Raw genomic sequence first — 23,253 nt, 5'->3', positions numbered from 1 at the left:
TAGAGAAGATTCGGATAGATGCAATGTGCATTAACAATAAAGGCGCTTAAGTTGATCCTAAGCGCCTTTATTATTATATAGTATTAACTTATTTATTCGTATTCAAATACGCCAAATTCTGATGTTACTGTTACCTTCTTGGTGTCAGCCTTCTCAACGCGGCCGATGATCTGGGCATCTACACCAAAGCTTTTTGAAATGCTGATCAGGTCTGCTGCAATAGCCTCAGGTACATAAAGCTCCATGCGGTGCCCCATATTAAATACTTTATACATTTCCTGCCAGCTGGTTTTTGATTCCTCGTGGATGAGTTTAAACAGTGGAGGAACAGGGAACAGGTTATCTTTAATGATATGCAAACCTTCTACAAAGTGTAATACTTTGGTTTGCGCGCCGCCGCTGCAATGTACCATGCCGTGTACCTGACTACGGTAGTCGTCTAATATTTTTTTGATGATAGGAGCATAAGTGCGGGTTGCGCTTAATACAAGCTTGCCTGCGGTTACTGATTGGCCATTGCCGATATCAATAGCATCGGTAAGGTTTTTACTTCCGGAGAAGATCAGTTCATAAGGAATGGCTGCATCGTAGCTTTCAGGGAATTTTTCGGCGATGGTTTTGTTAAACACATCATGACGGGCAGATGTAAGGCCGTTTGAGCCCATGCCGCCATTGTATTCTTTTTCGTAGCTGGCTTGTCCGTACGAAGCAAGACCTACAATTACGTCGCCCGGTTTAATGCGGTGGTTTGATATCACATCTTCGCGTTTCATGCGGCAAGTAACTGTCGAATCGACGATGATGGTGCGTACCAGGTCACCCACATCGGCGGTTTCGCCACCGGTAGAGTAGATGCCGATACCTGCTTCACGCAATTCGGCTAAAATTTCTTCGGTACCGTTGATAATAGCCGCGATAACTTCGCCGGGAATCAGGTTCTTATTACGGCCAATGGTTGATGATAACAGGATATTGTCTGTTGCGCCAACGCAAAGTAAGTCGTCAAGGTTCATGATGATAGCATCCTGAGCTATGCCGCGCCATACAGATATATCGCCGGTTTCTTTCCAGTAAGTATAAGCTAATGACGATTTAGTGCCTGCGCCATCGGCATGCATGATATTGCAATATTCAGCATCGCCGGTTAAAATATCAGGTACTATTTTACAAAATGCTTTAGGAAAAATGCCTTTGTCGATGTTTTTTATGGCATTATGAACGTCATCTTTGGAGGCGGATACGCCACGCTGATCATATCTTTGCGAAGAAATCATGGGCAAATATAAGGTTATTGACTTTAATAGAACGAATGAGAGGTTTGTTATAAAGCAAAATGCTATTTAATTGCTTTGCGACTTTTAATATTCCCACCCGTTATACTGCGCTGTTCGAAGTCTCTGACTTCGGACTACTATGCTTGTAGTCTGTGACTACAATACGTCTGGAACTCAAAAATACGGGATGCCTGTAGTTGCAAACTACAGGCATTGCTAATTCGAAGTCGGAGACTTCGAACAGCTTGTAAAAAGGGTTTCGTTGCTTTTAATATTCCCACCCGTTATACTTAACGTTTGGAATTTCGATTTTAGGTGTTTGCCTTATTTTTCGGTTTCGCTGTTTTTTTAGCCACTTTCTAAAGCCAGCTTTGGGTTTTACACCGTATTTCTGGTTAAACCAGTGTTCTATCTGGCAGTTTCTTAAAGACATATAGTTTATTGTTGTCGTAAATTTAGTGAATAAGAATCAGGTGGGTGAGTTCCTGTAAGATCAGATTCATATAAATTGATCGAAATTGTGTTTCTTTGTAAGAAAATAGATTGATGCATACATCAATCCGTTTTATCGGGTTAATCGAAAACAATTCGCGCTGATAATACCTCATCGGCAGGATTAGTATTTACTTCTGTTATGTTAAAAACACTTTCCTACAAAATAAACCGCTGGCGCTTGAAGCGTAACAGTCAACGCAACTTTTTAATTTATTGCAGCGTTTTTGTAGGTTTTGTAGGCGGACTGGCAGCCGTGGCCCTTAAGTTTTTGGTGCATTTGATGGAAGAGCTGAGCCACAATATATCATCGCACCTGTATTATCACATAGCTTACGTGTTTTTACCGGCAATTGGCATTTTGGGTACAGTAGCCTATCAGCACCTGGTGAACCGCGATAAGATTGAAAAAGGAATAGGTAAGATCCTCATTAACATCAAAAAAAATCGCTCAAACATTAAAGTCAATAATATTTATTCGCATCTGATCACAAGTTCATTAACCGTAGGTTTCGGCGGCTCGGCAGGGTTGGAGGCACCTATTGTTTGTACAGGCACGGCCATTGGCTCAAACGTGGGCAAGTTTTTTAAGCTTACACCCTATGAAAAAACTGTACTGTTAGCAGCAAGATCATCGGCAGGTATAGCGGCAGTGTTCAATAGTCCTATAGCTGGCGTTTTATTTTCGCTTGAAATATTGATAGGGGAGATCACTATTCCAACCTTTATTCCGTTATTGATAGCCTCGGCTACCGGTGTGGTTGTTTCAAAGGCCTTATACTCGGGGCAGTTGTTTCATCTGGTTACCGAAGGCTGGGTAATGAATGCTTTGCCCTTTTATGTAGCGCTTGGTGTATTAAGCGGATGGGTTGCCATTTACATAGCCAAAGTAGGAGGTAAATTAGAGAGTGGCATATTTAAAAAGCAAAACCGATATGTGAGGGCCGTTGCAGGTGGCGTAATCCTGGGATTGATGATTGCGATATTTCCGCAATTGTTTGGCGAGGGTTATCATTACCTTACAGCCATTTTAAATGGGAATATCCATGTTTTAAAAGAGGAAACTTTATTTAGTGAATGGCTTGATCAGCCGCTTGTTATGCTGCTGTTTATAGCGGCATTGGTGTTTATGAAAATCATTGCAGCCGGCATCACCATAGGCGCGGGCGGTAATGGCGGTACTTTTGCGCCAACTATGTTTACAGGGGCTTTTCTGGGTTTACTGGTGGCTTATGGTGTTAACCAAACCGGGTTCATACATTTAAATACGGTTAATTTTATTGCTGTAGGTATGGCCGGCGCGCTGGCCGGTGTATTGCATGCGCCGCTTACCGCTATATTCCTGATAGCTGAAATTACAGGCGGGTACGTATTGTTTATTCCGCTCATGATCGTATCGGCTATATCTTATATCATATCGCGCTATTCGTCGCCGCACAATATGTACTGGAGTCATCTTATTCATGAAAACAATATCCAGCCTGGCCAGGATTACGGCATGTTGAATGCCATAACGCTTGATAGTATTATCAACCGTAAATACACCGCTGTTGATAAATCAATGACGGTGACCGATTTTTATAAAGTATTGGCCAAAACGGACGCTAATATTTTCCCTGTATTGAAAGATGACGGCAGCCTGGAAGGAGTAGTGCTGATAGATGATATCCGCCGCCGGTTATTTAATAAAGAGATAGCAGATAGTCTGATAGCCGATATTATGATAGAGCCGCCAACTGTAATTGACTATGAGCAACCGGCCAGCAGTGTAATGGATACCTTCGATGCTATTGATGTTTGGCAACTACCAGTGGTAAAAGATGAGGTTTTTATAGGTTTTATATCCAAATCGGCTTTGCTATCTAAATACCGGGCGGTGCTTATTGAACAGCACAAGGCGAGCGATTTGTTTGCGTAGGTGGAAAGTATGAAAAAATATGTCATTGCGAGGCACGAAGCAATCGCATGCTTTACAGAGCTGCCCTGCTTCCGTGCGATTGCTTCGTACCTCGCAATGACATGATAAATAAAAAAGGCCGCTGATGTTTAAAATCAGCGGCCTTCTTATTTTTAGATGATACTCTATTTAATAAACAGCAACTCCCTGAATTTAGGTAGGGGCCATAAGCTGTCATCAACCAGTTGCTCCAGTTTATCAACGTGGTAGCGGATAGGCTGGAAGAATGATTTTACCTTTTCATCATAATCGATAGCGCGCTGGCGGATGTCATCAATTACGTTGGCTTTTTTACGTTCATTAACCATTTGCTCGGTATTGGTTTTAATGAAGTTCACATGCTCCGAAATCCTGTTAATGATATCCAGTTGCGACTCGTAAGTTGATTTATCCAGGCCAATATCTTTCAGGCCTTTAACGTTCTCGATGAGTTTGCTTTGATAGGCAATTGCCGATGGGATGATCACGTTCATTACCAGTTCGCCAATTACACGGGCTTCTATCTGTAGCTTTTTGTAGAAAGCATCCAGTAAAATTTCGTGACGGGCGTGGGCCTCACGTACTGTGAATACACCGGTTTCGGCAAAAAGGTGCTCCGATTTATCGCTTAACAAGGCATCCAGCGCTTTTGGAGTGGTTTTGATGTTTGACAAACCTCTTGTAGCGGCTTCTTTTTCCCATTCCTCGCTGTAGCCATTGCCTTCAAAACGGATGCTTTTTGATTCCTTGATGTATTTTTTGATCACCATTAATAAGGCAAGGTCTTTTTTCTCGCCTTTTTTCATGAGCTTATCTACATCATATTTAAATTTCTTAAGCTGATCGGCAACGATAAGGTTAAGAATGGTCATCGGGCTGGCCGAGTTAGCTGACGAACCTACAGCGCGCAATTCAAACTTATTACCAGTAAAGGCAAAAGGCGAGGTACGGTTACGGTCGGTATTGTCAGGTAAAATCTGCGGGATTTTAGGAATGCCCTGCCATAACAGGTTTTCTTCCTTGATTTTTTTGCTGATGCGTGATGTTTCAATCTCATCCAGCACCTCGTTAAGCTGACTGCCCAGGAATATCGAAATAATAGCCGGAGGGGCTTCGTTTGCACCTAAGCGGTGATCATTATTAACAGATGCTATAGATGCCCTTAACAGGTCGGCATGTTCATGAACCGCTTTTATGGTATTCACAAAAAAGGTAAGGAACATGAGGTTGTTTTTAGGCGTTTTGCCTGGAGATAATAGGTTTTTGCCGGTATTGGTTATGAGCGACCAGTTATTGTGCTTACCTGAGCCATTAATGCCTGCATATGGTTTTTCGTGCAGTAATACTTTAAAGTTATGGCGTTTAGCAACACGGTCCATCAAATCCATTAACAATTGGTTGTGGTCGATAGCCAGGTTGATCTCTTCATATATCGGGGCGCACTCAAATTGCGATGGCGCAACCTCGTTGTGACGGGTTTTAAGCGGGATGCCTAATTGTAGGGCTTCGGCCTCCATATCCTGCATGTAAGCATATACACGTTCAGGTATCGAACCAAAGTAATGATCTTCCAGCTGCTGGTTTTTTGCAGATATATGGCCAAATAAAGTACGACCTGTTAAATAAAGATCAGGACGTGCATTAAATAAAGCGATATCTACTAAAAAGTATTCCTGCTCGATACCTAACGAGGCGTTTACCTTTTCAATCCCTTTATCAAAGTAGTGGCAAACATCAACAGCGGCTTTGTCAAGCACGTTTAATGCTTTTAATAAAGGTACTTTATAATCAAGCGCCTCACCGGTGTATGACACAAACACGGTTGGGATACACAGCGTACGTGCCATTAAGAAAGCGGGTGATGATGGGTCCCAGGCGGTGTAGCCGCGGGCCTCAAAAGTATTACGGATCCCGCCGCTCGGGAAGCTTGATGCATCTGGCTCTTGCTGGGCAAGCGCGTCGCCCGAAAAGCGTTCTATAGCACCGCCATCGGCGGTAGGTTCAAAAAAGGCGTCATGCTTTTCGGCAGTGGTGCCGGTAAGTGGTTGAAACCAGTGTGTATAATGTGTAGCTCCTTTGCCCAAAGCCCATGCTTTCATGGCCGATGCAATCTGTTCTGCAAGGTCGCGGGGGATAGGTTCGCCTTTTTCGATAGAATTTACTATTCCCTGGTAAGCCTCTGACGAAAGATATTCCTTCATTTTCTTTTTATCGAACACATTCGACCCGAAATAATCAGAAATTTTTGGTGAAGGTGGTTTTACTTCAGGAATTGTGCGTGAAAGTACATCCTGTAAGGCTTTGAATCTGATATTGGACATATTTTTATGAGGTTTAAATAAAGGTTAGTGGTCAAAATTATAACTATCCTTTAAAATACGGGGCAAAATTAAGCGAAATATAACATTTCACCTAATACCATATAAAAGGATAGAAAAAAGCTCCAAAATCGCCATGTGGGCATTAAGTTTTGTCTGAAAATATAAAAAAGGCACTTTTTGATAGAATTTACGATGTTTTTTAATGTTAAAATGGATTAAAATTGGTTTTATCTGTTTAAAACTGATGTTTTTTAAATTTTTTATTAAGTTTTTTGAAATTTTTCTGAAAATATCTTTTTCAAAAGTTTAAAAAATGGCATTTTGAATGCCTTGTTTTTGCAATTTTCATAATTTTTAGATTTTTTACCATTAATTTATCATTAATAATTTGTTATTCTTAAGAATACTACCTAATTTCAGAAAATAATTTACGAAAACATCAAAATTATCGGTGTTTTTATGAAAATTCCGAATAATTGGAAGGAGTAGTGAAAGAAACTAAAGATTAAGATGTTTTGTGAAGCCTAAATAGCAATCAAACTAAATTTAAATACAACAATCAAACTAATTAATTTTTAAAAAACAATCAAACTAAATTAAACGATGAAAGTAGGTTCTACAAAACACAACTTCCTAAGTTCAGTCCGACAGCTGACACGTGAAAAATGGGCGCTGGGTGCTACCATTTTTACAGGGAAAATGATTGGCTTGTTGCTGGTTTTTGCCGCAATGATGGTTTTGCCAGGTATGTTCGGTACAAAAGCTAACGCTGCCGAAACTTATACCGCCCATGAAACAGCATTAATTAACACGGTTAATACTGTTTGGACACTGGTTGCTGCCTTTTTGGTATTTGGTATGCAGGCAGGTTTCGTTATGCTCGAAGCAGGTTTTGCCCGTAAGCGCGAAACTGTGAACGTGCTGATGGAATGTATTTTTGATACTTGTCTTTGTGGTTTGCTATTTTACGCTATTGGTTATGCCTTTATGTTTGGCAATGGCAACGGCTTTATTGGCTGGGGCGGCGCTGATGGCAAAACCTGGTTCTTCCTTCAAAACACTCCTGAAACTTACGGTTCAACCGGTATCCCGGTATTGGCACACTGGATTTTCCAGTACGCTTTTGCTGATACCTGCTCAACCATCGTATCAGGCGCTATGATTGGTCGTACCAGCTTCCGTGGCGACATTCTTTACAGTATCGGCATCACCGGCTTTATCTATCCTATCATCGGTCACTGGGCTTGGGGTCCGGATGGTTTCCTTGCTACAATGGGAACTTCAGGTTTCTTCAAGTCAATAAGCGCTCAGCCTTTCCGCGACTTTGCAGGTTCAACAGTAGTACACACTATTGGTGGTGTTGCTTCACTGGCAGGTGCAATGGTGTTAGGCCCACGCTTAGGCCGCATTTTTGCCCGCGATGATAAAGAAAAAGGCGGCTTGCCTCCAGGTCACAATTTATTGGTTGCTGCTGTAGGTGGTTTCTTACTTTGGTTTGGTTGGTATGGTTTTAACCCGGGTTCAACATTGTCAGCAATGGATATGCAGGGTATTGGCCGCGTTGCAGCTAATACTACGCTTGCAGCCTGCGCCGGTGGTTTCACCGCAATGCTTGCCGCTTTATGGTTTGGCCCAACAAAAGGCAAATTTGATTTAGCCTTTACTATTAATGGTTTCCTTGCAGGTTTAGTTGCTATTACTTGCCCTTGTTACTGGGTTAGCCCATTCGGCGCTATCCTTTTAGGCGCGGTTTCTGGCTTCATTATCTTCGGTGGTGTATACCTGATCGAGTGGTTCCGTATCGATGATCCGGTTGGTGCAGTATCTGTACACGGTCTTAACGGTATCTGGGGTACTATTTCTTTAGGTTTATTCGCTTCTGGTCAATATGGTGCTACAGGCCCAACTGGTGCTGATAACTCTGCCCCGGTAGCTGGTTTATTTTACGGTGGCGGCTTTGACGTATTGAAGGCTCAGTTAATCGGTAGCTTGACCATTACACTTGCTGTATTTGTGGTTTCTTACGTGATGATGTTTGTGATCAACAAATTAGGCCATCCATGGAAATTGCGTATCGAAGAGCATGGTGAAACCGGTACAGGCGGTATTGACGTGTTTGATCACGGTATCGAAGTTTATCCTGTTCAGGACGATGAGATCAGCTTAAGCGGCCTTTTTGATAAAGGTGCTAAGGTTGCTTCTGAAGCCTAACGAGATAAGCTAAGCTTTTAGCAGCTTAACAAAAATATTGATGCCTTGTGCGGTTGGAGAGTGGTAGTTTATTAATTGGACGTTGCCGTTGCCAACCGTACAGGGATTTTTTATGCCGACACATAACTGATCCTTTTAATTGCAAGGTGTTGATAATCAAACAATAACAGTATAGTTCCCCAAAAAAACAACAATTAACAAAATAGTTTATCAATTCACAATTAAATCGTTATCATGAAAAAAGTATTTCTACTCTTCTCATTTTTTTCAATTGCGGCCTTTACGGTAAAGGCTCAGGACACGGTTAAAACCACGTCTGATGCCCCTCTGGTTATCTACGGTTCGGTAGATACCTACTATAAATATGATTTTTCTGACAAAGGTTCGCAAATCCCTACCAGCTTTGCGAGTGATCATAATTCGGTATCAATTGGTATGATTGATCTGGGCTTGAAGAAAAAGGTAGGCAAAGCTGCGTTTGTTGGCGAGCTTTCATTTGGTCCGCGTGGTCAGGCTCAGTCAATTCCCAATGGCCCAAGTGGTGATTCATTCCACATTCAGAACTTATATGTATCATATGATCTTACCGATAAATTAAACCTGACCGGTGGTTATATGGCTACATTTATTGGCTATGAGGTTATTAGTCCTGTAGGTAACTTTAACTACTCAACTTCATACCTGTTCACTAATGGCCCGTTCCAAAACCCTGGTGTTAAGTTAACTTACGCGTTTAGCGATAAAGTAAGTTTAATGGCCGGTATATTTAACGATACCTGGAACAATTATACTTCAACGCATAAGGTAAATACCTTTGGTTCGCAGTTATTTGTATCTCCTGTAAAAGGATGGACTGCTTACCTTAACCTTGCTACCGGTAAAGAATCTGGTACCGAAGTTGATTTGACAACGGCTTATCAAATTACTGATGCCTTTAAACTGGGCTTAAACGGTGCTACTTACTCGGCTCCAAATGATGGCGGTGGCTTTAGTGGCGTGGCTTTATATCCGCAGTTAGCTGTATCAAAAACAGTTACTTTGGGTTTAAGGGGCGAGTATTTCAAAACTAAAAATGGCGCGTTACAAACATTTGGTCCTCCTCCCGGACAAAATGTTAAGGCCTTTACATTTACTGCAAACATTAAATCAGGCCCGCTTACTTTCATTCCTGAAATCAGGTTAGATCACGGCTCATCTACTTCATTCATCAACCACTCTGGCGATCCTTCAAAATCGGCCGGTCAGTTTGCTGTAGCTGCGGTATACGCGTTCTAAAAAAAGTTTATATTGACCCTATTTTTATCATGAGCCGTTCCGGAATTATCCGGAGCGGCTTTTATATTTGTTTTATGAAAAAGATACTATTAGGCATTGTTGGTCTCCTTTTTTCGTTGGGTGCCTTTGCGCAAAAGGATTCGCTGGCCCTTGACGAAAATAACAAGTACATCTATTATAAAACGGTAGATCAGCCTGGTGCTGTAGCTGATACGCTTTATGACCGTGGTTTGTATTTTTTTAAAAAGGCTTATCCGGCAAAAGCGCTTAAACTAACAAAGGCTGATAAGGATGGTAACGCGCTTACCGGTACAGGTTCTTTTTTGATCAATAAAAAAGGTCTGGTGGGTAATAGTGAAGGTGGTGAAATGGCCTATACGCTCAGAGTAGAGGTGAAGGATGGAAAGTATCGTTATTGGTTAACAGATTTTGTGTATCAGCCTTATCAGCGTAACCGTTATGGTAATGCAGAGTTTATGCACGGGAAAGATGTTGCTTTAGAAAAGGCATCTGAAAAACTATCGAAAGCAGATTTTAACGCTTGCTTAAACCAGGTGGTGATTAGCAGTAAGCATGTGGGTGATAATTTAAAAGCTTATATGCTTAAAACTTCATCGCTGGAAAAGCACGATGTTAAGAAAGTGAAGCGGGTTTCAACTAAAGAATGGTAGTTTTTCTGAGTTTGCAGGTATTGGTTTGTGTTGAGCCGTAAGCGCCTGTAGAATAAATGTATTTAATAAAAGAGCCGCACCTTGTAAAAGGTGCGGCTTATTTTTTATGTTGTTAATTGAGTTTAATCAGTTAGGGGATAGGAGTTGATTATAGCTCCTCGTCGTGCTGGCTGATATCCAAACCTGCAAGCTCTTCTTCAGGGGTTACACGTAATGTGCTGATCATGTCGGTGATCTTTAATAAAATGAATGAACCGAAGAACGCGAAGGCTGATACGCCAATTAATGTAATTAAGTGAATGATGAAAAGGTGTGTTTCGCCATAATATAAACCATTGCCGGTAGTGTTGCCTGCATTAACGTTCTGGTGCGCGAATACGCCGGTTAAAAGCATACCAACCATACCGCCTACGCCATGGCAAGGGAATACGTCAAGTGTATCGTCGATGCTGGTTTTTGTTCTCCAAATCACAACCAGGTTGCTCACTACAGCGGCTACTATACCAATAATTAAAGAGTGTGGGATAGTTACAAAGCCTGCAGCCGGGGTAATAGCTACTAAACCTACAACCGCACCAATACAAGCACCTAATACACCTGGTTTTTTACCGCGAAGGATATCAAAGAACATCCAAGCCATAGCTGCCGCCGCAGATGCTGTAGTGGTTGTTGCCAAAGCGGTTGCCGCTAAAGTACCTGAGCCTAATGCAGAGCCTGCATTGAAGCCAAACCAGCCGAACCATAATAAGCCTGTACCTAATAGTACGTAGCTGATACGGGCCGGATTGTGTGAAGTTTCGTTACGGCCTTTTAAATAGATAGCTGATGCCAAAGCTGCCCAGCCAGCGCTCATGTGTACTACGGTACCGCCGGCAAAGTCAAGTACGCCTTTTCCGAAAAGGAAGCCTTTTGGATGCCAGGTAGCGTGAGCTAATGGGGCATATATGAAGATCATGAACAGGCAAAGGAAAATTACGTAAGAGTTAAAGCGGATCCTTTCGGCAAAGGCGCCGGTGATAAGGGCGGGGGTAATAACCGCGAATTTTAACTGGAACATAGCGAATAGCACCAGTGGAATTGTTGGGGCAAGTTCCCATGTGGCATTGCCTAATGTGCCTTTCATCATAAAGAAAGTGCCGGGGTTGCCAATAAAGCCGCCAAACTCGTCTTCGCCAAAGGCAAGGCTAAAGCCAAATATTACCCATATAACGGTAATTACGCCCATACAAACAAAGCTTTGCAGCATGGTTGATAGTACGTTTTTTTTGCTCACCATACCGCCATAAAAAAATGCCAGACCAGGGGTCATGATCAATACAAGGGCGGTACTTACTAATAGCCAGGCGGTATCGCCGCTGTCAATTTTGCTGTCTTTAACGGTTGTAAGGGTAACTGAAGGATATATAAGGGCTAATACAATTACAATTAAGAGTATGCCAAAAGGTATGAATTTTTTCATGTTTCGGGTTTAAGGGAGGAAAAAAAATAAAGGTTTGAATAATACCGCCCGGTGTCCAATCAAAAACACCGGACAGTATTAAAACTAAATTTTTTAAAAAACAATAATCCCTCATGCTTAATCAGGGCATGTGGGTTGGGAATTGTTTTTTAGCCTACCAAAAGTCGTGAAACGGAAAAAGGATGAGTTTGCGGAGCTGGGACAATTTGCTTGTATCCAATCCGCAATTAAAATCAAGGTACTTAAATCTAATTGTGTAACTGCCGGGCGTTGCTACAAACGCCTGTAAAGAGTGCGCACCCCTGTGTTGCTGTACATTAATAACCGGAGCGGGTACATTATTAAGTACAAACTCCAGGTTAAATGGATTGTGATGGGGTATTGTTGCAGATACAGTGGTTTTTTTAGCGCTTTTGTGGTAATAATGGTATAATCCACCCTTTGCGGATGCGGTAAATCCGTAAAAGAGTAGAAAAAATAAGGCAATAAGTTTGTAAAGCCTGTTAACCATATCTAAAAGTAATAAAAACTGTAAATAATTGATAGTTTTTTTTGAAGAATTTTAAATTTTTTGTGATTTGATTGTTTAAAATGCTTTTAAAGTCAATTTTTATTGATGATTTTTTTATTTTATGAGATAAAAAATGTTTTGTTGAATGATTTTTTAATCTTTTTATGAATTATGTCTGTTTTTATAGAAGATGAAAATCAGATGAAAAATTAGACAGAATTATTTTGAAATATTTCTACTTTTTTCAAAATATAATATAGGTATATTCGTTATTAATAAAATTTAATTCCGAAAATATGCTTATCACCAAATTTGATTTGTACAATGCCGAGTGGCTCGACCTTGTATTTGACCATCGCAACAAAAATTATGGCGCGTATGAATTACGCAGTACTTATTCAAAAACCTTAACTAAGGCTATGGGGATAGCTTTTGCTGCCGTAGCTGTACTCTCGGCTGCTACCATAGTTTTTAAGGCTAAGCCGAAAAAAGAATACGTATTTCATGAAGTGTCACTTAAAAATCCGGTAGATATCCCTAAGCCTCCTGTTGAGGCTAAACCAAAACAACCCGATCCGCCTGCAGCGGCACAGCAACAACAAAAGCCTGCAGTTCAGGTTGAAACCAAAGTATTTACAAATCCACATTTGGTTACCACAGATCCGCCGACAGATCCGCCAACTATCAATGATTTGAAAGACGCGGCAATAGGATCTGAAGATGTCAAAGGTCCTGTTGGGGACGGTAATGTATTAAAAACCGAAATTGGTACACCTGGCGGCCCCGGTACAGCCAAGGTGGATGACGGGGTGCATACCATAGATGGTTTGGAAGTTATGCCTGAACCTGTAGGTGGAGCCGCTGCCTGGGCCAAGTTTTTACAGAAAAACCTGCGTTTCCCGGCGGTTGCACAAGAGCAGGGTGTTTCAGGTAGGGTGTTTATGAGTTTTATTATTGAAAAAGACGGGACACTTTCAAATATTAAAGTTGACCGTGGCGCCGGTTATGGTTTTGATGAAGAAGCAACCCGTGTATTAAAACTGGCCAAGGCCTGGAAACCAGGCGTGCAAAACGGACAGAATGTGCGTGTTAGATATAGTATCCCAATAAGCTTTCAGTTAGCGACAGAAGAATAGGTAATAAGTTTCTGCTATAATTTTTAATTAAGTGTGTGTGTTAGAGTTGCTGACTGTGTTTTAGCCCTGCGAAAGCAGGGCTTTTTTGTATCTTAGCATTACCAGTTATAAAAACAATGAATCAGCCTAAATCTGAAATTTTCAGCGACGGTATATGCGTTTATGTTTCCGTAAACGTAAGTAATCCGTTTATAGGTAAACTGGCTCTTGTTTTTGCCAACCTGCTTATTTTAACAGTTATTGGTTTGGGTGTTGTATGGCATATTCCGGGAATGGTTATCTGTTTCGGGCTGCTATTTGTGTTACTGGCTAAATATTCATTATGGAATTTTTTTGGATGGGAAAACCTCATCATTAATACACGCTCAGTTAGTTACCAGCGCGATTATGGACTGTTTAAAACAAGGTATATTATTAAAAGGCTGCAGAGTCGGCTAATTATCAGCCACAGTTTATATAAACCCAACCCGGGTTGCATATTGCGCAGCTTTGGCTCTTATAAGCAGGTTGATAATACGCCGTTTGAAATTTACAACATGACCTTCCCCATGGCTGAGGCCGACGCTAAATACCTGAACACTTTAATTGAAAAGCTTTTTATTGATGATATGTCACGGCGCTATGATCTGCCGCAGATCATTTTAAACTAATATGAGTTTAAAATAATGAAAGCCAGTTGTCATTTCGAACGAACCCGAAAGGATTGTGAAGGGGGAGTGAGGAGAAATCTTCTACGCCATGCCTTTGAGCTACGCGTAGTGGTTTTGCAGGTTGTAGAAGATTTCTCTTTCGCCCCCACGTTCTTTCCCGCCCTGCTCTATCGAAATGACATTTTTTATTCAATAGAGATTGCCCTTACCCCTAACTCATTTTAAACTAAAATCAGGTCATGTCACAACGTTTTCCTGAAGCAGAAGCTATACGGTAAATCAACATATGGGGCATAGTTCTCGATACGTTCATATCCCGATTTGTGGTACAGGTTATGTGCTTCAATCTGCTTGCTGGCGCTTTCGAGGACTGCAAACTTAAAACCGAGTTCGCGGGCCCAGCTTTCCAGTTCGTTTAAAACTATTTTGCTGATGCCATTTCCCCTTGCATCGGGTTCAACAAACATTCTTTTAACTTCTATCGATTCCTGATCAAAAGGTTTAAAACAGCCGCAACCGGCAGGTTTATCATCTATGTAAGCAATAATTACGGTATCATTTTTTTCGATAATGTTATGATGATCATAAAAATCCATCATATCACCGTTACGACTACGGAGATCTGCATCAAGCTTGGTAACAAGGACTCTGAAATCGGGATTATCGCTGTTTGTTCTTTTTAGGGTAACTGTTTCCATCGCGGTAAAAGTACGGTAATTGCGCAACCGGCCATGAATGTAATTTAAACTTGCATAATTCTGCCCCCTTAACCGTTCGGTATATATTAAAATATGCTTTTCTCCGTTAGTAAACCTGCAACCCGGCGAGGGTATGTAATTGATCACTTGGTGATCAAGCGCAACCTTTAGCCTCCTTATCATAAAATTGGTGATCTGTAATGTATAAAATCCTGTTTTTTTGCAGCGCTTTTACCTGCTATCTATCCGCAACTTTTGCGCAAACCGGTATCGTAAAAGAGAAAATTTATCATCCTGACAGTGCTCATTCAGCCCATAAGGCCGTGACCCGTTCGTTGATGTTGCCGGGCTGGGGGCAGGCGTATAATCATCGGGCCTGGAAAGTCCCGCTTATTTACGGTGGACTCAGCGCTTTGGTGATCAATACCATTCACAATCAGCAATATTATCACGAATATCTTACACTATCACGCTATCGTAATGTTGGTCCTCCAAAAAAGGGCGATCCCTATTATTCAGAATATATAAGGTATAGTAGCCCGGAAAATTATGTTAGTGATGGCATTTTGGCATCGGCGCGTGAAAACGCAAGGCGTAACCGGGATATATGTATCATTAGCATTTTAGGAATATGGGGGATACAGGCAATTGACGCCTATATTGATGCTAAGATGATTCACTCATACACTGTGGATAATAACCTGTCGTTCAAAATTACTCCCGGGATACTGAACCAGCAGCTATATACTCAGGGCGGGGCAGCATATAGCTTTGTACCTTGTATTAAAGTTGTTTCTGCATTTTAAAGTTTACTTTTATTGGCCACCATTCCCCACAATATCTCGTTGTACAAGGATTGTGTTGAAACCATGGCCGAATATTTCCCGTTTTGGGTTATCGCGATAAAAGGCGCTCATCTTATTTATCAGACAAGGGCACCAGCTTAGCTTTCAAATCCGGATCTTTCATGTCTTTGTCCAGCGGGAACATCGGCCGCTGAATGCGGTGGTAGGGTAGGCGTTCGATATTTTGATCTACACCGCCTGGCGTAATGGCCAACAGCCAGTCGGCACGCATGGCGTATAGCTCGGGTTCGAGGTAGCCTATTTTTACAACTACAATATCTGCCGTACGCGGGTTAAGGCCAAGACGGGTAAAATCTATCTCTTTATGGTAAGGCTTCCGTTTTTGGGTGATGATAACATAAGCGCTGCCAACTTTTATTACAGCCTCAACTTCGGCGTCCTTATCACCAGATACAATAGACTCCACAGTGCCGGATAGCTTCACTGGCGGCGCAAAACGGTTGTCGACTGCCGCGCCGGCATAGCCTTCTACATGATTGCCCACGCCGGCGGCAATGGCACTTTTGATGAGTTCGGGCGCAGGGATAGACGCATAAAGCAGCGAAGGCCCGTTCGCTGCTTTAAATTCCGGCCGGGCAAGGATCTGCGTCAGCGTCCAGGTGGCATCGCCGGCACCGCCGGCGGTAGGGTTATCGCCCGAGTCGCTGATATAAAAAGGATGTTTGGGGCTGGCGATGGCTTTATCCAGGCATTCGGTTAATGTGCCAGTTGGCGCTACAAATTCAAATTGGTTGCGAACATCCCAAAAACTTTGGGCCAGTTGTTCGGCAGTATGGGTTACTTTTTGTTTGTCGTCGCCGGTAACCATTACAACTGCGTGGTTGCGGGGCTCATCGGCCCAGGCATAGCCAATCCATATAGCTGCATCGGTAATACCACTTTGCAAAGCAGCGGGCGCTACCTGTTTGTACAGGCTTTTGCCGGGCTCAATGCGGGTGCTTGTTTTTTCGCCGGGGAGTAAAATAGGTACAGCAATGTAAGCCTTATAAGCAGGTTTGCCTTTACCGCTTTCAATCCGGTCGATAAGGTTTTGTACAGCGCGTTGTTTGGTTTGCATGGCATCTTCGTGCGGGGCCATGCGGTAGCAGGTAATCAGGTCTGAGTTTTGGGCCAGTCGCCATGAAACATTGCCGTGCAGATCCATAGAGGTAGAGATCATGGTTTTATTTCCAATCACCTTTCTTATCCGTACAATAAAATCCCCTTCCGGGTCATCAAGACCAACAACGCTCATAGCGCCATGAATATCAAAGTAAAGACCGTCATAAGGGAGGTGTTTTTTTAGCGAGTCGAGCGTTTGGTTCACCAGCGATTCATAGGCGGCACGTGTAACCGCCCCGCCAGGTAACGATTTGCCAACTATGGTAGGAAACCAGCTTGCTTTTTTGCGAAGCGGAGAATCAGCAGCCATAAACGGATAGGTGCTAAAAACATCCACAGCATATTTAGCATGAAATGCCGCCTCATCGGTAAGTGCCGGCGAAAATGTGCTCGATTCAATAGCGAGGCCAGCTATTGCAATACGGGGCAGTGGTTTTGTTTGGGCGAAGGTGAGGACGGGGAGCAGTAGTAATAAAATTAGCGACAGATAGGATGATTTCATTGTCATAAGCTTTATGCGGGGAGATTTTTAAATATAAGAATTATTGACAAAGATTCTTTAACAGATCGTGGTTGAGCGTAGCTTAACTGCGATCTGTTAATTATTTCGCTGCCGCTATTTTCTTATCATACTCTGTCTGCAGTTCGGCTATTTCATCGTAATAATTCTTCTTATCGGCAAAAGCCATAGGATTATAAGGGCTGCCTGGTTTATGTTTGCTAAGGAGGTTGAATTGGATGCCATGGGAGGCCAGCCAGATATCAAATTTTAAGCCTTTCATTGCCTTCAAGGTATAAGCATAGTCATTAGCAATGCCGGGATAAGAGGGGATATCCGAAAATTTTTTATCGGTAACAATCGTAGGCATGTTGGCGATCAAAACCCTGTAGCCGCGTTTATTATCTTTTACATCAAATAAATAGCTGCACGAACCTTTTGTATGGCCGGGATGGTGAAGTATGGTGAGCTTCATGTTGCCCAATTTAATGATATCGCCATTGTGTAAAATACGGTCTACTTTTACCGGCGCGAATGTGCGCACATCGCCTTTAAGATCATAATCAGAAAGGCCTCCGTCGGCTATTACTGCCGCGTCGCCTTCGTCTGCCATCATTTTAGCTTTTGTTATTTTCTTTATTGCCGCCATAGCGCCCATGTGATCAAAGTGGGCCTGCGTTGTCAGCAGGATTTTTGTGTCTGAAGTCTTAAAACCCAAGGCCTTGATATTTGCTATGATTTGTGTTTCGGACGATGTCAGCCCGGTATTGATCAGGATATTGCCAGCCGGGGTTGTGATGAGATAACAGGCCAGATCGGCGGTGCCTACATAGTAAAGATTGCCGGCAATTTGAAAAGGCGGAAATGGCTGTGTCCATTCGGGATGCTTTTCTGCAGATGGCTCAACTACACTTTGCGCCTGAATAATTAATGCGCTACAAAGAAAAAATAGCAGGAAAAGCGTTCGTTTCATTTTAGATTTTTAAAGGTTGTTTATCTGTAAACACAAGTACAATAACGTATGCCGCAATAAAAATGCAACAAAATCGAAAGTATTTGCAACATACGCGTAAGTGTTTTTTTATCCGGTGCCCTTTTTTTGTAAGATAATAGCATCAGCGTTATAGCCAGAGATGGTAACGTTTGGTGCTGTTAATTTGATATTCAATTCTAAACCTGATATCTATTAAAACCTATGAAAAACACTTATCAACCCGGAATTTATGGCGCCAAACTTAATGCGTTTAAAATTAGCCGGCTAATTGCTATTGCCGGTCTGTTATTTTTTGCTGCCTGCAAAAAGGACTCGCCCGCTGTAACTAAAACTACCACCGGAACGGATACCACCCATACTGGCACAGGTACGGGAACGGGGACTGGAACAGGTACCGGCACCGGAACGGGTACTGGTACAGGTGGCGGCGGAACCGTGATAGATACCTTAACGCCAAGCAAAGTTGCTGTTGCCGCTTTAGATGATGAGGTGAACACCTTTATGACCACTTATAATGTCCCTGCGGTGTCTGTAGCAATTACCAAAGGCGAAAAACTGGTTTATCTGAAAGCTTACGGCGTAAGCGATAAATCAAAAGGGACAAAAGCCGTCATCAGCGACCGGTACCGTTTAGCCAGCTGTTCAAAACAGTTTACGGCTGTGGCCATTATGAAATTGCTTGACCAGGGTAAGATAAAACTGTCGGACAAAGTATTTGGCGATGGCGCTATTTTAGGTAAAACTTATGGTACCAAAGCTTATGGTTTGCACATTACCGATATTACGGTTGATGAGCTACTGCACCATACCTCCGGCGGCTGGGGCAATTCGGTGAACGACCCGATGTTCAGTAACCCAACCATGACAACCTCCGAACTCATCACATGGACCTTAGATAACCGTCCGCTTGACCATGTACCGGGCTCTAACTATGATTACTCCAATTTTGGCTACTGCATATTGGGGCGCGTAATAGAAAAAATTACCGGGCAAACCTACGCCGAAGCTGTGAAAACATTGGTTTTAACGCCTATCGGAATTACAGACATGACCATTGGTGGTAACACCCTGGCCGATAAGCAAACAAAAGAAGTTACCTATTACGGCCAATCGGGCGAAAACCCTTATGCCTATAATATTACACGCATGGACGCGCATGGAGGCTGGGTGGCTACCGCTGCAGATCTGGCCCGGTTCCTGGTTTATATTGATAAATTCCCGGTACGGCCTGATATTCTTACATCTGCTTCGTTGAACACCATGTATACCGGATCAACAGCTAATGCAGCTTATGGATGCGGCTGGGCTATTGCCGGCAATAATTATTTTCACCAGGGGAGTTTGCCGGGTACGGCTACAGAACAGGCACGCCTTGACAATGGATTTAATTTTGTGTTCCTGACCAATACGCGCAGTTTCGTAGCCAATTTTGATTCTAATCTGGATCAGATCTTCTGGAAAGCTTTCGCTAAAAACCCAACCTGGGCTACGGAGGATTTGTTTCTTAAATAGTTAATTAGTTAATGGGAGAAGCCGGGGGAGACCCCGGTTTTTTGTTTGATCGGGGTTTAAGGTGATTAGCTGGGCATGTTTATCTTTTTTTAATTCATAACGGAGCTTTTATATGAAAATCAATGGATACAAATTCATAGTGGTTGGCCTATGCTGGCTGTTTAGCTTTAAGGCCTATAGCCAGCAAATAGATACTGCAAAAGAAAACGGGGCAATAAAGCAACTCATCAAAAATTATGAAGACGCCTGGAACCGGCACGATCCTAAAGGCCTGGCCGATAATTATACCGTTGATGCCAGCTGGGTAAACTGGTTTGGCGCATATTATAAGGGGAGGGATGATATTCAATTTCATTATCGGCAAGTGCATACCACCTATTTTAAACTCACACATTACTATACCCGTGCGGTTGAAGATATTAGCTATCCGTATCCCGATATTGCTATTTCACATGTACGAACGGGCTTAGATGGTGATGAAAGGTATCCTGGTGAAACATTTGAGTTTCGGAGAACTATTGTACTGATAAAACGCGACGGGGTTTGGAAGATACTTGCCGGGCAAAATGCTAAGTTAGAGAAGGGGGTAAAATAGAGTCCCGTTCTTAAAAGTGGGCCACAAGCGGGGATGATTGGTTAATGGGAGAAACCGGGGCGAAGCCCCGGTTTTTGTTTTTAAGAGTAATAGCTGTGTATTTATTCTCTCACTATCAACGCAAACGCTAAAAATATATTGGGCAGGCAACATTTAAGTTTTATCGAAATGTAGTACTTTGCAGGGTAACCTGAATTTCAATTGAAAGACCCAACCTTATATTTCTGCAGATGAAGAATGCAAAAAATATGTCGTCCAATTCTTGGGATGGAGTTTTTGCGTTCCTGCAACAGCCATTATTTATTATCGGGGTTATATGCGTGTTGCAATTATGCATTACACTGCTGAGCAACGGTTTTGTGTTGTCCTTCGATGAATCAATCTGGCATTATATCGGCAGGAATTGGCTGCGTCATGGCATGGTTCCTTACACAGGAGGGATCGATAATAAATCACCATTGATTTTCCTGGTTTACGGCTGCTCCGATTTGCTGTTTGGGCCCAATTATTGGTTGCCCAGGCTTATTGGTACCTTTTGCGAAATGACCGGCTTGTATTTTGTATTTAAAATTGCCGATGCAGTTTCCGGGCGGTTTGCCGGTGTCCTGTCTATCCCTATTTATGGCCTTTCGTTGTTATGGCATGCTACGGGCGGTAAATATGTCGATTTTACAGAAACGTTTGAAGTGATGTTTCTGATCATCGCCGTGTATCGCAGCTTGTCGGCTACTGACTTTAAAGGTTGGTTTATTACCGGGCTTTGGGCCGGCATCGCGCTCGATTTTCGGATAACAGCAGCTTTCGGTATACTGGCTATTCTTTTGGCCGGGCTGCAGCAAAAACGTTCAGTTGGTCATCAATTGGGATTGATTGCCGGTGTAATAACCGCTGTAATTATGCTATTGATTTTTTGCCTGTTTACAGGTATTAAAATAAGTGAGTTTTGGACATATGGCTTCTCCGACAATTTTGGTGCAGGCAGTGCTACGGCACATACATTGGCCTATAAACTGGAGAACTTTCTGGAAAAATTTGTTTACTCGCCCATAGCTATTTTATATCCATTGTTGATAGCCTATGTTTTTCTAAAACGCAAGGCCGATTTGCTGATCTGGTGGTGTGCCTTGTCGTTCACGGCGGTTAGCCTGGTTGGCATATTTGATGTTGTGCATTTAAAAGATGTATTGCCCGCTTTAGCCCTCAGCAATGCTATCGCTATGTCGCAATTATCGCAGCGATATGGTATCAGGCTCTATTTAGTTGTTATACTATTGTTTGTGATTCTTTTTCCATCCTTGTCGGAACCAATACAAAATATCCGGATCCTTGCCGGCCAGGAAACAGTTCAGCCGGTTTACGGTCAGGAGCCTTATATTAACCCAAGCGAGGGCGATCGTAAGCTGCTTGCAAGCTGGATTAAACAACACACAAAGGCCTCAGACCTTGTATTGGTTCACAGCTATGGAACTCAAATACAATGTTATTCTGAACGGTTGTCTCCGTCTGTGTATTTTTCAATCAACCGGACGCCGCTGGCAAAAAAACGCTTCTACGAGGATTTAAATAAGAATAAACCAGAACTTATCCTTGTCCCCATGTTTGCCGAATACCAACAGCTTGTCGACGCCGATCAACGCCAGTTTGTAGCAAAGCTTGTTCAGCAGCATTATTTTCTTGATACAACTATTTATAATTATAACATCTACCGGCTAAACCGAAAATAATAATGGTTAAGATGTTGTTTATTTTTGCTTCAGTTTTAAAAAAATACCGGTAATGGCATCAATAACCGCGCATGGCGAATTGGCCGGGCAGTTTGCAACTTTGGGAACATAAAAAATCTTTTTTTTGCTGCCGGGTTGCCCGTCGGGACTTATCTCTACAATAAATGTATCATCCCTGATGCCGCCGCAATTACACTCCTTTTTGTTGATGTTTTCGAAGTTTTTTGCAGTTAAATTGCTCATGAATTTGGTTATAGTAACATCAGATATGTATTTGCCGTTTTCGGCCGGTAAGGGTTTGCCTATTTGAGTATGCGGTAGTTTTTTAAAGTAATAACACTTTGCCGCCAAAAGCGCTATCGCTTTAACCTTATGATCTTTTTTGCGGTCCGGATCATACCGGTAAATCACAACCAGTTTTGAATTTGTGTTTGATGAAGATTGGCTGCGGGTTTGGGTAAAAGCGTTCCCTGTGCTTATGATAAGCAACGCTGTCGATATGGTTTTTATAAATATTGACATGGGGGTAATCCTTCATCACTTTATCGACGTATTCGCTATCCGTCCGCACCTGGCATAGGAAGAGTGGGTGCGTTGTAGGTTACGTTCGATTTGATAATTGGTTGAATAAAATTAGGGAATTGTTGGGGGAATGGCAATTGTCAATTGCGCTATAAAGTCCCGAATAGACTACCCTCTTTTGCCAATAATACACATCTCGCCAGTGAAAATTTGTAAACAAGGGGTTAATATGACAAGTGTAACAGGTTGACATACGAAATACGCATGACAGGTGTACGGCAGCGGAAAAGAATGTTAACGAATTGTAAATATTGTAACCTAAGAGAAAGTTAACTTTTCCTGTAGGTTATAATAATTTATTAAATGATAATTAGTTACATGTATTATATAAGTATAAATATTTATCAACACTGCTATTTTTTTGATTATCAATGTATTATGTGATTTTGTTTTTGGGTGTGGAAAAATAGCGATATCTAAGTGTTTGATATATAGCTAAATTTATACTAAAATAATATAGCAAAAAACATGAAGTCTGAATTGTGTTAGCGCACTAAACAGACTTCATTTAAATGAGGCTTGCAACCTTAAGCCAAGTTTACAATAACTTGGTAAGACTGAAGTTAAAGATTAGGAGATCTTTGTTAGCAAATTACGCTTTCCTGCACGAAATAAGCAATATGAATTTAAAATAGAGCTTTTTGTTGTTTCCACAAGTGTTGATAAGTTGATTGCTTAAGTTGAATGAAAAATTGTCGGGAAGAATACCGTGAGCATCTAAGTTAATAAGGTATTTATCCATCTCT

At 42.1% G+C, this 23,253-nt stretch carries 17 protein-coding genes; 10 read left to right on the top strand and 7 right to left on the bottom strand.

Going from position 1 to position 23,253, the window contains the following annotated elements; translation table 11 throughout:
- Positions 1 to 92: 92 nt before the first annotated feature.
- Positions 93 to 1,274 carry an AIR synthase related protein gene (locus EAH55_RS18610; RefSeq protein ID WP_121810973.1) on the bottom strand — a complete coding sequence of 394 codons (1,182 nt, stop codon included), beginning with the start codon at positions 1,272 to 1,274 and terminating at the stop codon, positions 93 to 95.
- A gap of 634 nt (positions 1,275 to 1,908) precedes the next feature.
- Between EAH55_RS18610 and EAH55_RS18605 the strand changes: the two genes are divergently transcribed.
- Positions 1,909 to 3,684: a chloride channel protein gene (locus EAH55_RS18605; RefSeq protein ID WP_121810972.1), complete on the top strand. Its 1,776-nt coding sequence runs from the start codon at positions 1,909 to 1,911 to the stop codon at positions 3,682 to 3,684.
- 164 nt (positions 3,685 to 3,848) lie between these two features.
- Here EAH55_RS18605 and EAH55_RS18600 read toward each other — a convergent pair whose 3' ends face one another.
- Positions 3,849 to 6,023, bottom strand: coding sequence for a glutamine synthetase III family protein (locus EAH55_RS18600; protein WP_121810971.1), 2,175 nt, complete (start codon positions 6,021 to 6,023; stop codon positions 3,849 to 3,851).
- Positions 6,024 to 6,626: 603 nt separating this feature from the next.
- Between EAH55_RS18600 and EAH55_RS18595 the strand changes: the two genes are divergently transcribed.
- From EAH55_RS18595 to EAH55_RS18585, 3 genes are all read left to right on the top strand, one after another.
- The gene (locus EAH55_RS18595) at positions 6,627 to 8,234 is read left to right on the top strand and encodes an ammonium transporter (protein ID WP_112575146.1); all 1,608 of its coding nucleotides are present in this window, start codon (positions 6,627 to 6,629) and stop codon (positions 8,232 to 8,234) included.
- Positions 8,235 to 8,468: 234 nt separating this feature from the next.
- Entirely contained in the window at positions 8,469 to 9,509 is a 1,041-nt protein-coding gene (locus EAH55_RS18590) for a porin (RefSeq protein WP_112575148.1), read from the top strand.
- A gap of 74 nt (positions 9,510 to 9,583) precedes the next feature.
- Complete coding sequence (locus tag EAH55_RS18585) at positions 9,584 to 10,180, top strand: DUF4468 domain-containing protein (protein WP_162996947.1); 597 nt, start codon at positions 9,584 to 9,586, stop codon at positions 10,178 to 10,180.
- A 148-nt stretch (positions 10,181 to 10,328) separates the two neighbouring features.
- Here the strand turns inward: EAH55_RS18585 and EAH55_RS18580 are convergent, their stop codons facing one another.
- Positions 10,329 to 11,639, bottom strand: coding sequence for an ammonium transporter (locus tag EAH55_RS18580; protein WP_112575152.1), 1,311 nt, complete (start codon positions 11,637 to 11,639; stop codon positions 10,329 to 10,331).
- Positions 11,640 to 12,446: 807 nt separating this feature from the next.
- Between EAH55_RS18580 and EAH55_RS18570 the strand changes: the two genes are divergently transcribed.
- A complete protein-coding gene (locus tag EAH55_RS18570) occupies positions 12,447 to 13,286 on the top strand; it encodes an energy transducer TonB (RefSeq protein ID WP_121810968.1) in 840 nt (279 codons plus the stop codon).
- Between the two features lie 116 nt (positions 13,287 to 13,402).
- On the top strand, positions 13,403 to 13,936 hold the full coding sequence (locus tag EAH55_RS18565; protein WP_121810967.1) for a hypothetical protein: 534 nt from the start codon (positions 13,403 to 13,405) through the stop codon (positions 13,934 to 13,936).
- A gap of 242 nt (positions 13,937 to 14,178) precedes the next feature.
- Here EAH55_RS18565 and EAH55_RS18560 read toward each other — a convergent pair whose 3' ends face one another.
- The gene (locus EAH55_RS18560; RefSeq protein WP_208644887.1) at positions 14,179 to 14,817 is read right to left on the bottom strand and encodes a GNAT family N-acetyltransferase; all 639 of its coding nucleotides are present in this window, start codon (positions 14,815 to 14,817) and stop codon (positions 14,179 to 14,181) included.
- A gap of 17 nt (positions 14,818 to 14,834) precedes the next feature.
- On the opposite strand from EAH55_RS18560, the gene EAH55_RS18555 reads away from it, so the two are divergent.
- Positions 14,835 to 15,440, top strand: a complete 606-nt coding sequence (locus EAH55_RS18555) for a DUF5683 domain-containing protein (RefSeq protein ID WP_121810966.1) — start codon at positions 14,835 to 14,837, stop codon at positions 15,438 to 15,440.
- Between the two features lie 112 nt (positions 15,441 to 15,552).
- On the opposite strand, the gene EAH55_RS18550 is transcribed toward EAH55_RS18555, so the two are convergent.
- Entirely contained in the window at positions 15,553 to 17,103 is a 1,551-nt protein-coding gene (locus EAH55_RS18550) for a M81 family metallopeptidase (protein WP_208644886.1), read from the bottom strand.
- A gap of 100 nt (positions 17,104 to 17,203) precedes the next feature.
- Complete coding sequence (gene bla / locus EAH55_RS18545) at positions 17,204 to 18,073, bottom strand: subclass B3 metallo-beta-lactamase (RefSeq protein WP_121810964.1); 870 nt, start codon at positions 18,071 to 18,073, stop codon at positions 17,204 to 17,206.
- Between the two features lie 222 nt (positions 18,074 to 18,295).
- Here bla and EAH55_RS18540 point away from each other — a divergent pair, with 222 nt between their 5' ends.
- From EAH55_RS18540 to EAH55_RS18530, 3 genes are all read left to right on the top strand, one after another.
- Positions 18,296 to 19,606, top strand: coding sequence for a serine hydrolase domain-containing protein (locus EAH55_RS18540; protein ID WP_121810963.1), 1,311 nt, complete (start codon positions 18,296 to 18,298; stop codon positions 19,604 to 19,606).
- Positions 19,607 to 19,718: 112 nt separating this feature from the next.
- Complete coding sequence (locus EAH55_RS18535) at positions 19,719 to 20,201, top strand: SgcJ/EcaC family oxidoreductase (RefSeq protein ID WP_121810962.1); 483 nt, start codon at positions 19,719 to 19,721, stop codon at positions 20,199 to 20,201.
- A 230-nt stretch (positions 20,202 to 20,431) separates the two neighbouring features.
- Complete coding sequence (locus tag EAH55_RS18530; protein ID WP_121810961.1) at positions 20,432 to 21,925, top strand: ArnT family glycosyltransferase; 1,494 nt, start codon at positions 20,432 to 20,434, stop codon at positions 21,923 to 21,925.
- 18 nt (positions 21,926 to 21,943) lie between these two features.
- On the opposite strand, the gene EAH55_RS18525 is transcribed toward EAH55_RS18530, so the two are convergent.
- A complete protein-coding gene (locus EAH55_RS18525) occupies positions 21,944 to 22,447 on the bottom strand; it encodes a hypothetical protein (protein WP_121810960.1) in 504 nt (167 codons plus the stop codon).
- Positions 22,448 to 23,253: the final 806 nt, after the last annotated feature.

The organism is Mucilaginibacter kameinonensis (genome assembly GCF_003675385.1).
GTDB lineage: Bacteria > Bacteroidota > Bacteroidia > Sphingobacteriales > Sphingobacteriaceae > Mucilaginibacter > Mucilaginibacter kameinonensis.
The sequence above is the reverse complement of the archived record's forward strand: the minus strand, read 5'-3'. Positions and strand labels throughout refer to the sequence as shown.